Below are 13,165 nucleotides of genomic sequence, written 5' to 3'. Positions count from 1 at the left end.
ACATGCACCACACGAACCACGTGAACGACATGAACAGCGTCAACGCGAAGAACAGCGTCAACGGGAAGAACGGCAACGCCTACGGGCTGGTCGTACTCGACATGGCCGGGACCACCGTCGCCGACGGCGGACTCGTCGAGCGCGCCTTCGAGCGGGCCGCCGAGCGGCTCGGCGTCGAGCCCGGCTCCGCCGACCACGCCGCCAAGCTCCAGTACGTCCGCGACACCATGGGCGAGTCGAAGATCTCCGTCTTCCGGCACCTCTTCGGCACCGAGGAGGCCGCCCGGCAGGCCAACGCCGCCTTCGAGGAGGCGTACGGCGAACTCGTCGACGGCGGCCTGATCGCCGAGATCCCCGGCGCCCGCGAGACCGTCGAGAAGCTCCGGGCCGCCGGCCGGACCGTGGTCCTGACCACCGGTTTCGCCCGGGTCACCCAGGACGCCATCCTCGACGCGCTGGGCTGGCGCGATCTGGTCGAGCTCACCCTGTGCCCCGCCGACGCGGGCGGCCGCGGCCGCCCCTACCCGGACATGGTGCTGGCCGCGCTGCTGCGGACCGGCGCGGTGGACGACGTACGGCAGGTGGCGGTGGCCGGGGACACGGCGTACGACATGCTCAGCGGCAGCCGCGCCGGGGCCGGGGTGGTGGCCGGGGTACTGACCGGGGCGCACGACCGGCAGGCCCTGCTCGCCAACGGCGCCGGCCACGTGCTGGGCTCGGTGGCCGAACTCCCCGCCCTCCTGGACGCGCTGGAGCGGCCGGCGTGAGCGGCATACGTTTCGACGCGGTGTCGGTCGCGTACGGCGGCACCACCGTCCTGGACTCCCTCGACCTGACGGTCGAACCGGGAGAGGTCATGGCACTGCTCGGGCCGTCCGGGTCCGGGAAGACGACCGCGCTGCGCGCGGTGGCCGGCTTCGTCCGGCCGGTCTCGGGACGGGTGCTGATCGGCGGCCGGGACGTCACCCCGCTGCCGCCGCACAAGCGGGGCATCGGCATGGTCGTCCAGCAGTACGCGCTGTTCCCGCACATGCGGGTCGAAGAGAACGTCGCCTTCGGGCTCCGCGCGCAGAAGGCGCCGAAGGGGGAGATCCCCGGCCGGGTCGCCGAGGCCCTGGAGATGACCGGCATGGGCGCCTACGCCAAGCGGTACCCCCGGGAGCTGTCCGGCGGCCAGCAGCAGCGCGTCGCCATCGCCCGGGCGCTCGCCATCCGGCCCGGCGTACTGCTGCTGGACGAGCCGCTGTCGGCGCTCGACGCGCAGCTGCGCTCCGGGATGCTGGCGGAACTAGCCCGGCTGCACCGGGAACTGCCCGAGGTGTCGATCCTGTACGTCACCCACGACCAGGTCGAGGCCCTGACCCTGGCGGACCGGATCGCGGTGATGGACCGGGCCCGGCTCCAGGACTGCGGGACCCCGCAGGAGCTGTACCGGTCGCCGCGCACCGAGTTCACCGCCTCGTTCGTCGGCAACGCCAACCTGCTGCCGGTCACCGTCGCCGAGGACGGGGCGCTGTTCGAGGGCCGCGCCCTCACCCTCGACCGGGGCCGCGCCGTGCCGGGCGCCTCGGCCACCCTGTGCGTCCGGCCGCACCTGCTGGGACTCGGCGACGGCCCCAACGCCCTGGCCGGCCGGATCACCGAGGTCCAGTGGCGCGGCTCCACCCACCGGCTGTACGTCGACGTGGCCGGGCACCGGGTGAAGGCGGACCTGCCGGAGCTGCGCGAGACCCCCGAACTGGGCGAGGAGGTCACGCTGCACTTCGCACCGCGGGACGCGGTGCTGCTGTCGGCGGGGGTGGCCGATGGCTGAGTCGCCGGCCCCGGCCGCGCCCCGGGTGCAGGACCCCGGGACGGTGGGAACCCCGCTCCCGGCCGCCGCCCCCGGCGTGAACGAGAGCCCGGCTCCGGCCGCCTCCGCCGCCGCCCCCGCGGCCCCGGCCCCGCGCGCCCGTCGCGTCCCGCGCACCGTATGGGCCCTGCCGCCCGTCGCCGTGCTCGGGCTGGTCTTCCTCTATCCGCTCGCGCTCGTCGTACAGCAGTCCCTCACCCCCGAGAGCGGCGGCCCCTTCGCCGCCTACGCCGAGGTCTTCGGTTCCACCGCGTTCCGCGAAGCGCTCGGCACCACCGTGTGGCTGGCCGTCGGCGCCACCGCCGGGTGCCTGCTGCTCGGGTTCGTGCTCGCGCTGGTCATCGCCTTCGTGCCGTTCCCCGGCGCCCGTTCCATCGCCAAGTTCATCGACGTCTTCCTCTCCTTCCCCTCCTTCCTCATCACCCTCGCGCTGCTCTTCATCTACGGCAACGTCGGCATGGCCAACGGCCTCTGGACCGACGTGACCGGCGCCGCAGAGGGCCCGTTCCACTTCCTTACCACCCCCTGGGGCGTACTCCTCGCGGAGATCACCTACTTCACGCCCTTCGTGATGCGCCCGCTGCTCGCCGCGTTCTCCCAGATCGACACCGCACAGCTCGACGTGGCCGCCGGTCTCGGAGCACGGCCCGCGCGGATCGTCCGCCGGGTGATCCTCCCCGAGGCCCTGCCCGCGCTCGCCGCCGGCGGCAGCCTCGTCCTGGTCATGTGCCTCAACGAGTTCGGCATCGTGCTCTTCACCGGCGCCAAGGGCGTCACCACCCTCCCGATGCTCGTCTACGGCAAGGCCATCCTCGAATCCGACTACCCGGCCGCCTGCGTGGTCGCCGTCGTCAACATCGCGATCTCCGTGGGCCTGTTCGGCCTCTACCGGGTGGTGAGCAAGCGTGCTGGTGCATAGCCGGGCGGGCCGCTGGGCGGCCTGGTCCCTCTTCCTCCTCCTCTTCCTCCCGCTGTTCGCCCTGCCGCTGCTCGTGGTGGTCGCCGCCTCCTTCGCCACCCACTGGTCCGGCGCCTTCCCCTCCGGCCCCACCACCGAGCACTACGCCTCCGCCGTCCGCGGCGAATCCCTCCAGGCCCTCACCACCAGCCTGGTCACCGCCGTCACCGCGAGCCTGCTCGCGCTGGCCACCGGCACCTGGGCCGCGCTCGCCGCCGCCGGGCTGCGCCGCCGCGGGAAGCGGTCCCTGGACGCACTGTTCATGCTGCCGGTCGCCGTGCCTTCGGTGGTCGTCGGCCTCGCCGTTCTGGTTGCCTTCAGCAGGCCGCCCATGCTGCTCAACGGCACCAGCAGCATCGTCGTCCTCGCGCACACCATTCTTGTCACGGCGTTCGCCTACCAGTCGGTTTCGGCTGCCATCCTGCGTCTCGATCCCGCGTACGAGCAGGCGGCGGCCAGTCTGGGCGCACGTCCCGCGTACGTGCTGTGGCGGGTCAAACTCCCCCTGCTGCTGCCCTCCCTCAACGCGGCCGCCGGGCTCTGCTTCGCCCTCTCCATGGGCGAGCTGAGCGCCACGATGATGCTCTACCCGCCGGACTGGACACCCCTTCCCGTCCGGATCTTCACCGCCACCGACCGCGGCTCGCTCTTCGGCGGCTCCGCCGTCGCCGTGGTCCTGATGGCCACCACGCTCCTGGTCCTGCTGGCCGTCTCCCGCATCCGCACCAGAGCCTCCTACCGCTGAACCCCCGTCCCCAGAAGGAAGCCCCATGTCCAGCCCCGTGTCCCGCAAGCTCCTGCTGCGCACCGCCACCGCCGTCACCGCCGCCCTCGTCCTCGCCCCCGCCCTCACCGCCTGCGGCGGCTCCTCCGCCGACGCCAAGGCCGGCGAGAAGGTCGTCCTCGTCTACAGCGCCGACGGCCTCAAGGGCGAGAAGGGCGACGGCTGGTACGACAAGGTCTTCGCCGACTTCACCAAGAAGACCGGCATCGAGGTGAAGTACGTCGAGGGCGGCTCCGGCGAGATGGTCCAGCGCGCCGTCCGCGAGAAGACCAACACCCAGGCCGACGTACTGATCACCCTGCCGCCGTTCATCCAGCAGGCCGACGGCAAGGGACTCCTCCAGCCGTACGCGCCCAAGGGCGCGGACAAGGTCAACGGCCGTGACAAGGCCGCCGACGCCAAGTGGACCTCCGTGGTCAACAATTACTTCGGGTTCATCTACAACAAGAAGGAGCTCCCGGAGGCCCCCAAGACCTGGGAGCAGCTCCTCGACCCGAAGTTCAAGGGCAAGCTGCAGTACTCCACCCCCGGTGTCGCGGGCGACGGCACGGCCGTGCTCATCAAGTCGATGCACGACTTCGGCGGCAAGGAGCCCGCCATGGAGTACCTGAAGAAGCTCCAGGCCAACAACGTCGGCCCGTCCTCCTCGACCAGCAAGCTCGCGCCGAAGACCGACAAGGGCGAGATCCTCGTCGCCAACGGCGACGTCCAGATGAACTTCGCCCAGTCCAAGTCCATGCCGAACCTGGGCATCTGGTTCCCGGCGAAGGAGGGCGGCGCCCCCACCACCTTCGCCCTCCCGTACGCGGCCGGGCTCGTGAAGGACGCCCCGCACACCGAGAACGGCAAGAAGCTCCTCGACCACTTGCTCAGCGAGGAGTCCCAGAAGCTGGTCAGCGAGGTCGGCGGCGGCTTCCCGGCCCGTACGGACGTCAAGCCCACCGACGCCAACGCCGTCGAACTCACCAAGCTGCTCAGCGGCGTCGAGATCTTCGAGCCGGACTGGGCGGACATCGACAAGAACCTGACGGCGTACGTCGACGCGTGGAAGTCCGCAACCGGAAGCTGAGCTTTAACCCGGCGGCCATCATCGGCCGCCATCGTATGACGCGTAGATAACGGGTCTGGACCGAACGCCCGCACCGTTCGGTCCGGGCCCGCCTGCGTGCCCCCTTCTTTCCCCGCAGCACCCCCGACCGCACGCTCCTGGAGGAGTACGTGTCCACAGTCCTGCCCGGACGCCGTCGCACCGCCGTGGTCACCGCCACCACGGCCGCCCTGCTGGGTGCGACCCTCGCTGCCACCACCCCCGCCGGCGCCGCCCCCGCCCCGGCCACAGCCGCCTCCGCCGCCGACAAGGTCCTCGTCATCGGCCTCGACGGGGTCGTCCTCGACCGCATCAAGGCCGCCAACGCCCCGCACCTGAACGGCCTGATGGCCCAGGGCCTCACCGCCAAGAGCACCCTCTACGCCAACCCGATGGCGGCCACCTCCTCGGGCCCCGGCTGGTCCACCATCGCCACCGGCGTCTGGCCCGACAAGCACGGGGTGAAGGACAACTCCTTCACCGGCAAGAACTACACCGCCTACCCGGACTTCCTGACCCGCATCGAGAACGCCGACCCGTCGCTCAACACCTACGCCGCCGCCGACTGGGAGCCCATCACCTCCACCGACCAGAACGGCCCGATCTTCTCCGCGAAGGTCGACAAGCGCCTCTCCCTCAAGGGCGACCGCGACGGCTACCGCAACGAGGACCCCAAGGTCGCCGCGGCCGCCGCCGCCGAACTGCGCGACGCCGACCCCGACGCCTCCTTCGTCTACCTCGGCGAAGTCGACTCGGCCGGCCACTCCTACGGCGCGGCCTCCCAGCAGTACCTCGACGCCATCGCCCGCGTCGACGCCCTCGTCGGACAGCTGCTCACCGCCGTCCAGCAGCGCCCCACGTACGACCAGGAGAACTGGAAGATCCTGGTCACCACCGACCACGGCCACACCGCCGCCGGAGGCCACGGCGGCTCCTCCATCGCCGAGCGCGGCACCTTCGTCATCGCCAAGGGCGCCGGCATCCCGGCCGGCTCGGTCCGTGACGACGTCCGCCTGACCGACGTCGCCGCCACCGCCCTGCAGCACGTCGGCCTCGCCGCCGGCTCCGCCATCGACGGCCTCCCGCTGGACGCCCCCGACAGCGACCCCTTCGACACCCTGCGCCCGAACCTGCAGGCCCGCCTGGACGAGACCGGCATCCCGGCCGGCACCAAGGGCTTCACCCACACCCCGCCGGCCGGCTGGTCGGTCGACAACTCGAAGATGGGCACGGGCGGTGTGCGGGAGTGGGCCGGATGGGCCTTCGCCACCGACGAGTTCTGGTCCCAGGCACAGCGCGACCAGTGGCGCGAGCTGAACGTCCGCTCCCGTGACGTGTTCGCCGTCGCCGACTCCGACGAGTGGGACGACAAGACCCACACCGGCACCTTCGACTCCACGCTGATCACACCCAAGTGGGCGGTGACCGGCGGCACCGGCAAGACCCTGCGCTACCAGACCCACTACCGTCACGAGGCCGGCCAGACCGCCCAGGTCCTGGTCTCCTACAACGGCGGCACCGCCACGGTGGTGAAGAACCACACCGCCGACGCCGTCGCCAAGGCCGAGGCCTTCACCCTCCAGGTCCCGGCCGGCGCCACCGACGTCCAGGTCCGCTTCCGCTACACCGGCACCAACAACTGGTTCTGGACGGTCGACGACGTCACCCTGAGCTGAGCTGAGCTGAGCTGAGCTGAGCTGAGCTGAGCCGAGCCGAGCCGGGGCCACGGTCCGGCCCGGCCCGATAGCCTGATTTCCCGTCACAGCAGGGGGAGGGCCGTCATGGGCCGGATCGTGGTCGTGCACGGAGTGGGACACCGACTCGGCACCGCAGAAACACTCCCGGCCGGGATCGGACCCGCCCTCCGCGGCGGGGCCGCACTCGCCCGACGCGGCGACCCGTCCCTCCCTGAGGCCGCCGACGAGGACATCGCCCCCGCCGGGTACGGGGACCTCCGTCGGCCGAGTTCGCGCGTGCACGACATGACCGCCTGCCCCACCGCCGTGGAGACGGGCACGGCGATCGCCTCCGGGCTTCCCGCGTGACACCGGACCACCTCACCCGCCACCTCTTCGCCTTCGGCTCGGGCAACTACCCGGCCGACCCCTACCTGCCCGCACTCCCGGGCGTCGAGGGAGACCTGCGCCGGGTCGGCGACCTCTTCGGCGAGCTCGGCTACCGGCGCATCCTGCCCGAGCTGAGCGACGCCCCGGACGCCCGCCAGGTCCTGGCCGGCCTGGAGGACTGGCTCCAGGACCCCGCGCGCACGGAGACCGACGTCCTGGCCGTCTACTACGCGGGCCACGGCCTGCGCGAGACCCACCACCGGCTCACCTGCCGCACCAGCCGCCTGGACCGGCTGCGGACCAGCACCATCCGCACCTCCGACCTCGCCGAACTCCTCGCCGACTCCCCGGTCGGCCACGCCCTCCTGATCCTCGACACCTGCTACGCCGAACTGGGCGCGGCCGGGATCGCCAAGGCCGCCGCCGACCTGGTCGACGTACGCCCGCCGGACGCGGACGGCCTGTGGCTGCTCGCATCCGCCCGCGCTCTGGGCATCGCCCACGACCACGCCTTCGTGGACGGCCTGGAACGGGCCGTCCGGCACGGGGCGGCCGGGATGCGGCCCCGCTACCTGGACGTGGCCACGATCACCACCCGGATCAACGCCCACCTCGCGGAACACCGCTCCGATCAGCCGGCCACGTACCACGCCGCCTCCGGCCGGACCGTGCCGCCGTTCTTCCCCAACCGGGAGCACCGGCCGGGCCTGCCCGAATACCCGGTGGACGTCGAGGCGGCCCGCGAATGGACGGCCCATTTCGACCCGCGCGGGCGGGGCGTGGAGTACGCGAGCGAGAAGGGCGACCACTTCACCGGCCGGCACCAGGCGCTGGCCGCGCTGGCCGGCTGGCTGCGCGAACCGCGCCACGACGCCCGCGCCCGGGTGGTCACGGGCGACCCGGGCTCGGGCAAGTCGGCGGTCCTGGGCCGCCTGCTGGCGCTGACCCGCACCGACCGCCCGGAGGCCCCGCCCCACCTGCTTCCCCCACCGGGCTGCGTGACGGTGGCGGTCCACGCCCACGGCACGACGCTCGAGCAGCTCACGTCCCGCCTGGCGACGGCCCTGGCCGTGGACGCCGACTCACCGTCCGAACTGCTGGCGGCTCTGGCGGACGGACCCGACGGACCCGACGGGCCGGACGGACCCGATGGGCCGGGCGGACCGGAACCCCGTACGGTGCTGATCGACGCCCTGGACGAGGCCGGCACGGGCGTCGGCGGCCGCGAACCCCAGCGCATCGCGCGGGAACTCCTCAGGCCGATGTCCGCCCTCCCGCACCTCCGGTTGATCGTCGGCACGCGCCGGGACGTGCTCCCCGATCTCGGCCGCGCCGTCGAGGTGATCGACCTCGACACCGACGCCTACGCGGGTCGTACGGACATCGGGGCGTACGCAGCCGGGCTGCTGCCCCCGTCCCCGCACCGGGAGGAGCTGGCCCGCGCGGTGGCCGCCCGCGCCGGCCGTTCCTTCCTCGTGGCCCGGATGGCCGTACGGGCCCTGACGCACGGGGACCTGACGGTGGAAGTCGGCTGCCCCGGCTGGGAGGCCGCGCTCCCTTCGGAGGTGGGTCAGGCCTTCGACGCGTATCTGGCCCGCTACGGTGCGGACGAGAGCCGGGTCCGTCGCCTGCTCCGCCCGCTGGCCTACGCGGAGGGCACCGGCCTGCCGTGGGACTCCCTGTGGGCACCGCTGGCCACGGCCCTGTCCGGCGTCCCGTGCACGGACGACGACGTGGAGTGGCTCCTGCGGAAGGCCGGCGCGTACGTCCTGGAAGTCCCGGTGTCCGGTGACCGCTCGGTGTTCCGCCTCTACCACGAGGCCCTCGCCGAGCACCTCCGCGACCCGCGCCGCGCCCGCGAGGACCAGCGTCGGATGACGGGGGCCCTGCTGGCCGCCACCCCCGACTGGGGGCGAGCCCACCCGTACGTCCTCGGCCACCTCGCCGGTCACGCCGCTGCCTCGGGTGACCTCGAACGCCTCATCCAGGACCCGTGGTTCCTGGTCCACACCGACCCGGACGCCATGCTGGCGGCCCTGGAGTCCGTACGCTCCCGGGAAGCGGTCCTGATCCGCGCGATGTACCGCACCTCCGCGCACCTGTACCGGAACCTGGACTTCGCCTCCCGGGCGCACGTCCTCGCGATGGACGCGGCCCGATGCGGCGCGGAGCGGCAACGGGCCGTTCTCGCGGGGAGGCTGGAGTGGCGGCCGCGGTGGGCGACCGGCAGCCAGACGAGCCCGTACTTCCATGCGGAGCTGACATCCGGGCCGGACGTGGACCGGGACCTGCTGGTCGTGGCCCGGTTGGCGGACCGGGACGTGCTGCTCGGCGCCGAGGAGCAGGGCACGGTATCGGTGTGGGAACCGGCGGACCGCACACGGGTGGGGGTGCTGGACGGGCACACGATGACGCTGACGGCGATGACGAGCACCGTGGCGGAGGGCCGGAGCCTCGTCGTGACGGCAGCATTCGACAACACCGTGCGGGTATGGGACCTGGCCGACGGGCGGGAACTGTTGTGCATCCCGGTGGGCAGCGCCGTGCGGGGCCTGGCTTGCCTGAGCCTGGAGGGCCGACCCGCGTTCGCGGGCTGTGAATGGAACGGCAGCCTGTGGGTCCGGGACCTGGTGACCGGGGAGGTGCTGCGCGAGGCGCAACCTGTGGCGGAGGAGCTGTGCGCCGGCCTGGTCCGTGCGGGCGGTGAGGACGGGACCCTGGTGCTTGTCAACCTCGGAGGTGAGGTGCTCCAGTGGTCGCTGTCCACGGGTGAATGCTCGGTACTGCCGTTCGACAGTACGGCGCACGCCATGGCAGGAGGCGTATACGGAGAAACGCCTGTGGGGGCCTTCGGGGCCGGGACGGGTCGGCTGGAGATCTGGGACCTCGTTGCCCGCGAGCCGCTCACCGTGTGCACCGTGGGCTACGACGTGTCCGCGCTCGCCCTCGCGGACCTGGGCACGCGGAGGGTGGTGCTGCTGGGCCGCAGGAGCGGATCGGTGGAGCTGCGCGACGCCGTGCACGGCCATCTCCTCGGACAGCTGAACGGGCATACCGACTGGATCGGTTCGATCGTGACCCTGACGGTCAACGGGGCGCCGTTCGCGGCCACGAGCAGTGCGGACGGCAGTGTGCGGCTGTGGAACCTTGCCGCGGAGGGCGAAGCCGGACACCGAAGCGGTCATGCGGGTGACGTGACCAGCGTTTCCTGCACCGTGGTGGACGGCGAACCCGTGGCCGTGACAGGTGGACGGGACACCGTGGTCCGGGTCTGGAACCTGGCTTCCGGCCGGGAACTGGCCCGGTTCGAAGGTCACCACGACTGGGTGACCTCGGTTGCGTGCGCCACCGTGGAGGGGGCGCCGGTGGCGGTGTCGGCTTCCGAAGACAAGTCGGTATGGGTGTGGGACCTGGCCACGGCCACCGCACGGGGTGACTGGAGCGAGGTCTGGAGCGTGCTGGTGGCCTGCACCGTGCTGGAAGGCCGCGCCGTCGCCCTGTCCGCCGGCGCGCCGAACGCGAACGCCGGCGGGACAGGGGTGTGGGACCTCGCGACCGGCCGGTTCCTGGGGCAGCTCACCGATCTGTCGCCGGCGCTCGGAGCGATCACCGCCACGGTGTGGGACGGCATCTCCGTCGCTGCGATCGCGGGCCACGCTCCGTTTGAGGAGCCACCCGAGGAGGTGGACCTCTGGGACCTGAACGCGTGGAAGAGGCTCGGCACCCTCGACGTCGGTGCACAGGTCAACGTGGTGGCGTGTGGCTTCGACGGACGCCGGCCGGTCGTCGTGGTCGGCACCGACCAGGGCGCCGGCGTCTGGGACGGCCGGACGGGGAACCGGCTCTTCGACCTGAGGCACGACAGCGTCTGGGTCGGCGGGGTGACCTGCGGCGTCGTGGACGGCTCCGACGTGACCGCCACGACGTCGGAGGACGGCGTGCGGATCTGGGAGCTCGCCACGGGACGGCTGCTGCACCACATCGCACTCCCGCTTCCCGCCCACTCCGTCGCCTTCGGCCCCGGCGGGGAGCTCGTCGTCTGCGCCGGCTTCGAGGTCATCGTCCTGGAGCGTTCACCCTGAGGCCATGTCCGGGCCATGGACGGCCGGCCCGGGTGGGCGGGGCGCCCGCTAGGGTGGTGGTACAGACCACAGGTCAAGGGCCGGCAAGGCCAGAGCGGGGAGAAGCACGTGGCAGAGCGCAAGCCGATCGAGTCCTGGCTCACCGACATGGACGGGGTCCTCATCCACGAGGGCACCCCCATTCCCGGCGCCGACGCCTTCATCAAGCGGCTGCGCGAGTCGGGCAAGCCCTTCCTGGTGCTGACCAACAACTCCATCTACACCCCGCGCGACCTGCACGCCCGCCTGCAGCGCATGGGGCTGGACGTGCCCGTCGAGAACATCTGGACCTCCGCGCTGGCCACCGCCAAGTTCCTGGACGACCAGCGGCCCGGCGGCACCGCCTACGTGATCGGCGAGGCGGGCCTGACCACCGCCCTGCACGACATCGGTTACGTACTCACCGATCACGAGCCCGACTACGTCGTCCTGGGCGAGACCCGGACGTACTCCTTCGAGGCGATGACCAAGGCCGTCCGGCTGATCAACGCCGGAGCCCGCTTCATCTGCACCAACCCCGACGAGACCGGCCCCTCCACCGAGGGCCCGCTGCCCGCCACCGGTGCCGTGGCCGCACTGATCACCAAGGCGACCGGCAAGAAGCCGTACTTCGCCGGCAAGCCGAACCCGCTGATGATGCGTACGGGCCTCAACGCGATCGGCGCGCACTCGGAGACCAGCGCGATGATCGGCGACCGGATGGACACCGACGTGCTGGCCGGCCTGGAGGCCGGGATGCAGACCTTCCTGGTGCTCACCGGGCTCACCACCCTCGAGGACACCGAGAAGTTCCCGTACCGGGCGACCAGGACCGTCGACTCGATCGCCGATCTGGTGGACCTGGTCTGAGCCGCCGCCTGCTCTGACCGGCTGATCCGGCTGACCCGTCTGCCGCGTCCCGGATGCGGCGGGGCGGTGCGCGAGTGAACCTCCTGGTACGAGGAGGTTCACGATGCGCACTGCTCTGGTCGCTCTCCGCGCCACCGGCGCGGCCGCCGCCCTGACCGCCGTCTCCGTGCTCACCGGGCCCGCGGCCCTCGCCGACGAGGGGAACCGCGGCACGGTCTGGGCCACCCCGTCCACGGCCGAGCCGGGCGCGCAGGTCGGGCTGCGCGTCCTGGGCTGCGAGGGCGGCAAGGGGGTCGCGAAGTCTCCGGTCTTCGTCTCGCCCGTCCCGCTGTTCGGCCGGGGCGGCGGCGGCCACGGCGGCCGCAGCAGCCCCGTCTTCGAGCTCTTCGGCGAGGCCATGATCAGCTCGCACGCCAAGCCCGGCTGGCACACCATCGAGGCGCACTGCGAGGGCGGTGCGGGCAGGGCCACCGGCTCCATCCAGATCGTGCCGCACCGCGGCAGGCCCGATCACGGCAAGCCCGATCACGACAAGCCCGACCACGACCGGCCGCCGTTCGCCCACCACACCCCCCGCTGGCCGGTCCACGCGGGCGGTGGCGGCATGGCGGAGAAGCTCCCGGCCGCCGGGAACCTCTCCGCCACCGAGAACCTCGCCGCGGCGAAGAAGAAGCAGCCCGAGCCGCAGGGCCCGAGCCTGCCGCACACCCTGATCGGCGCGTTCCTGGCGGCCGCCGCGACCCTCGCCGTGGCGGGCCGGGCGCTGAAGCTGCGGCGTCGCCGCAGCGGGGAGTGACCGAGCCGAGGTCCTCCGGCGGAGGCCGGGTGCTGACCGTCGCCGCCTGGACGGTCATCGTGCTGGGCCTGTGGCTGTGGGGCCGCGAGATCACCGACGTGCGGCCGGGCGGTGGGCCGGGCCAGGCCGGGGCGATGGCGCCGGCCGGCCTGCCGGCCGCGCACGCCCCGCTGCATCCGGCCCTGCCGCAGCGGGTCGACGTGCCCTCGATGGGCATCCGAGCCCCGCTGATTCCGCGGGGCCTGGACCGGGACGGGGCGATCGAACCTCCCCCTTTCGACCGGCCCGGCACGGTCGGCTGGTGGGGCGGCGGCACCCGGCCGGGGGAGGCGGGGGCCGCACTGCTGGTCGGGCACGTCGACACGGCCTCGAAGCCGGCGGTGTTCTACGGCCTCAGCACGGCGAAGCCCGGGGACAAGGTCAGGGTTGCCCGTACGGACGGCACGGTCGCGGAGTTCACCGTCGAGGACGTCCAGGTCTACGAGCGCCGGTCCTTCGACGCGCACAAGGCGTACGGGCCCAGAGTGCCGGGACGGGCCGAGCTCCGGCTGGTGACCTGCGGCGGGACGTACGACAAGGCGGCCGAGGAGTACACGGCGAACGTGGTGGTGTCGGCGTACCTGACCGGCACCGCGAAATCATGATCCGCAGC

Annotated in this window: 11 protein-coding genes; all 11 read left to right on the top strand. The window is 72.5% G+C overall.

Translation table 11 applies throughout. The features are described from left to right. Positions 1-29: 29 nt before the first annotated feature. The gene (locus tag AC067U_RS23920) at positions 30-767 is read left to right on the top strand and encodes a phosphonatase-like hydrolase (protein WP_478831904.1); all 738 of its coding nucleotides are present in this window, start codon (positions 30-32) and stop codon (positions 765-767) included. Further along, positions 764-1,813: an ABC transporter ATP-binding protein gene (locus AC067U_RS23915; protein WP_478831789.1), complete on the top strand. Its 1,050-nt coding sequence runs from the start codon at positions 764-766 to the stop codon at positions 1,811-1,813. Before AC067U_RS23920 ends, AC067U_RS23915 begins: the two co-directional genes overlap by 4 nt. Beyond that, positions 1,806-2,771 (top strand): 2-aminoethylphosphonate ABC transporter permease subunit, encoded by a 966-nt coding sequence (locus tag AC067U_RS23910; protein WP_478831788.1) that lies wholly within the window; start codon positions 1,806-1,808, stop codon positions 2,769-2,771. Before AC067U_RS23915 ends, AC067U_RS23910 begins: the two co-directional genes overlap by 8 nt. Then, positions 2,758-3,555 (top strand): ABC transporter permease, encoded by a 798-nt coding sequence (locus AC067U_RS23905; protein ID WP_478831787.1) that lies wholly within the window; start codon positions 2,758-2,760, stop codon positions 3,553-3,555. Before AC067U_RS23910 ends, AC067U_RS23905 begins: the two co-directional genes overlap by 14 nt. A gap of 25 nt (positions 3,556-3,580) precedes the next feature. Beyond that, on the top strand, positions 3,581-4,663 hold the full coding sequence (locus AC067U_RS23900) for a 2-aminoethylphosphonate ABC transporter substrate-binding protein (protein ID WP_478831786.1): 1,083 nt from the start codon (positions 3,581-3,583) through the stop codon (positions 4,661-4,663). A 149-nt stretch (positions 4,664-4,812) separates the two neighbouring features. Then, the gene (locus AC067U_RS23895; RefSeq protein WP_478831785.1) at positions 4,813-6,357 is read left to right on the top strand and encodes an alkaline phosphatase family protein; all 1,545 of its coding nucleotides are present in this window, start codon (positions 4,813-4,815) and stop codon (positions 6,355-6,357) included. Between the two features lie 105 nt (positions 6,358-6,462). Continuing rightward, complete coding sequence (locus tag AC067U_RS23890) at positions 6,463-6,726, top strand: hypothetical protein (RefSeq protein ID WP_478831784.1); 264 nt, start codon at positions 6,463-6,465, stop codon at positions 6,724-6,726. Then, positions 6,723-10,829, top strand: a complete 4,107-nt coding sequence (locus AC067U_RS23885; protein ID WP_478831783.1) for a caspase family protein — start codon at positions 6,723-6,725, stop codon at positions 10,827-10,829. Before AC067U_RS23890 ends, AC067U_RS23885 begins: the two co-directional genes overlap by 4 nt. A 108-nt stretch (positions 10,830-10,937) precedes the next feature. Continuing rightward, a complete protein-coding gene (locus AC067U_RS23880) occupies positions 10,938-11,717 on the top strand; it encodes an HAD-IIA family hydrolase (protein ID WP_478831782.1) in 780 nt (259 codons plus the stop codon). A 103-nt stretch (positions 11,718-11,820) separates the two neighbouring features. Beyond that, positions 11,821-12,513, top strand: coding sequence for a hypothetical protein (locus AC067U_RS23875; protein WP_478831781.1), 693 nt, complete (start codon positions 11,821-11,823; stop codon positions 12,511-12,513). Next, positions 12,510-13,157 carry a class F sortase gene (locus tag AC067U_RS23870; protein ID WP_478831780.1) on the top strand — a complete coding sequence of 216 codons (648 nt, stop codon included), beginning with the start codon at positions 12,510-12,512 and terminating at the stop codon, positions 13,155-13,157. The genes AC067U_RS23875 and AC067U_RS23870 overlap by 4 nt, the downstream gene beginning before the upstream one ends. Positions 13,158-13,165 lie beyond the last annotated feature (8 nt).

The sequence above is a fragment of the Streptomyces sp. NPDC043853 genome (assembly GCF_056436025.1).
The sequence above is the reverse complement of the archived record's forward strand: the minus strand, read 5'-3'. Positions and strand labels throughout refer to the sequence as shown.

Excerpts from the sequence above, each read along its gene's own strand:
- AC067U_RS23875 (WP_478831781.1), top strand. The coding sequence starts at position 11,821 with ATGCGCACTGCTCTGGTCGCTCTCCGCGCCACCGGCGCGGCCGCCGCC.
- AC067U_RS23910 (WP_478831788.1), top strand. The coding sequence starts at position 1,806 with ATGGCTGAGTCGCCGGCCCCGGCCGCGCCCCGGGTGCAGGACCCCGGG.
- AC067U_RS23890 (WP_478831784.1), top strand. The coding sequence starts at position 6,463 with ATGGGCCGGATCGTGGTCGTGCACGGAGTGGGACACCGACTCGGCACC.
- AC067U_RS23920 (WP_478831904.1), top strand. The coding sequence starts at position 30 with ATGAACAGCGTCAACGCGAAGAACAGCGTCAACGGGAAGAACGGCAAC.
- AC067U_RS23900 (WP_478831786.1), top strand. The coding sequence starts at position 3,581 with ATGTCCAGCCCCGTGTCCCGCAAGCTCCTGCTGCGCACCGCCACCGCC.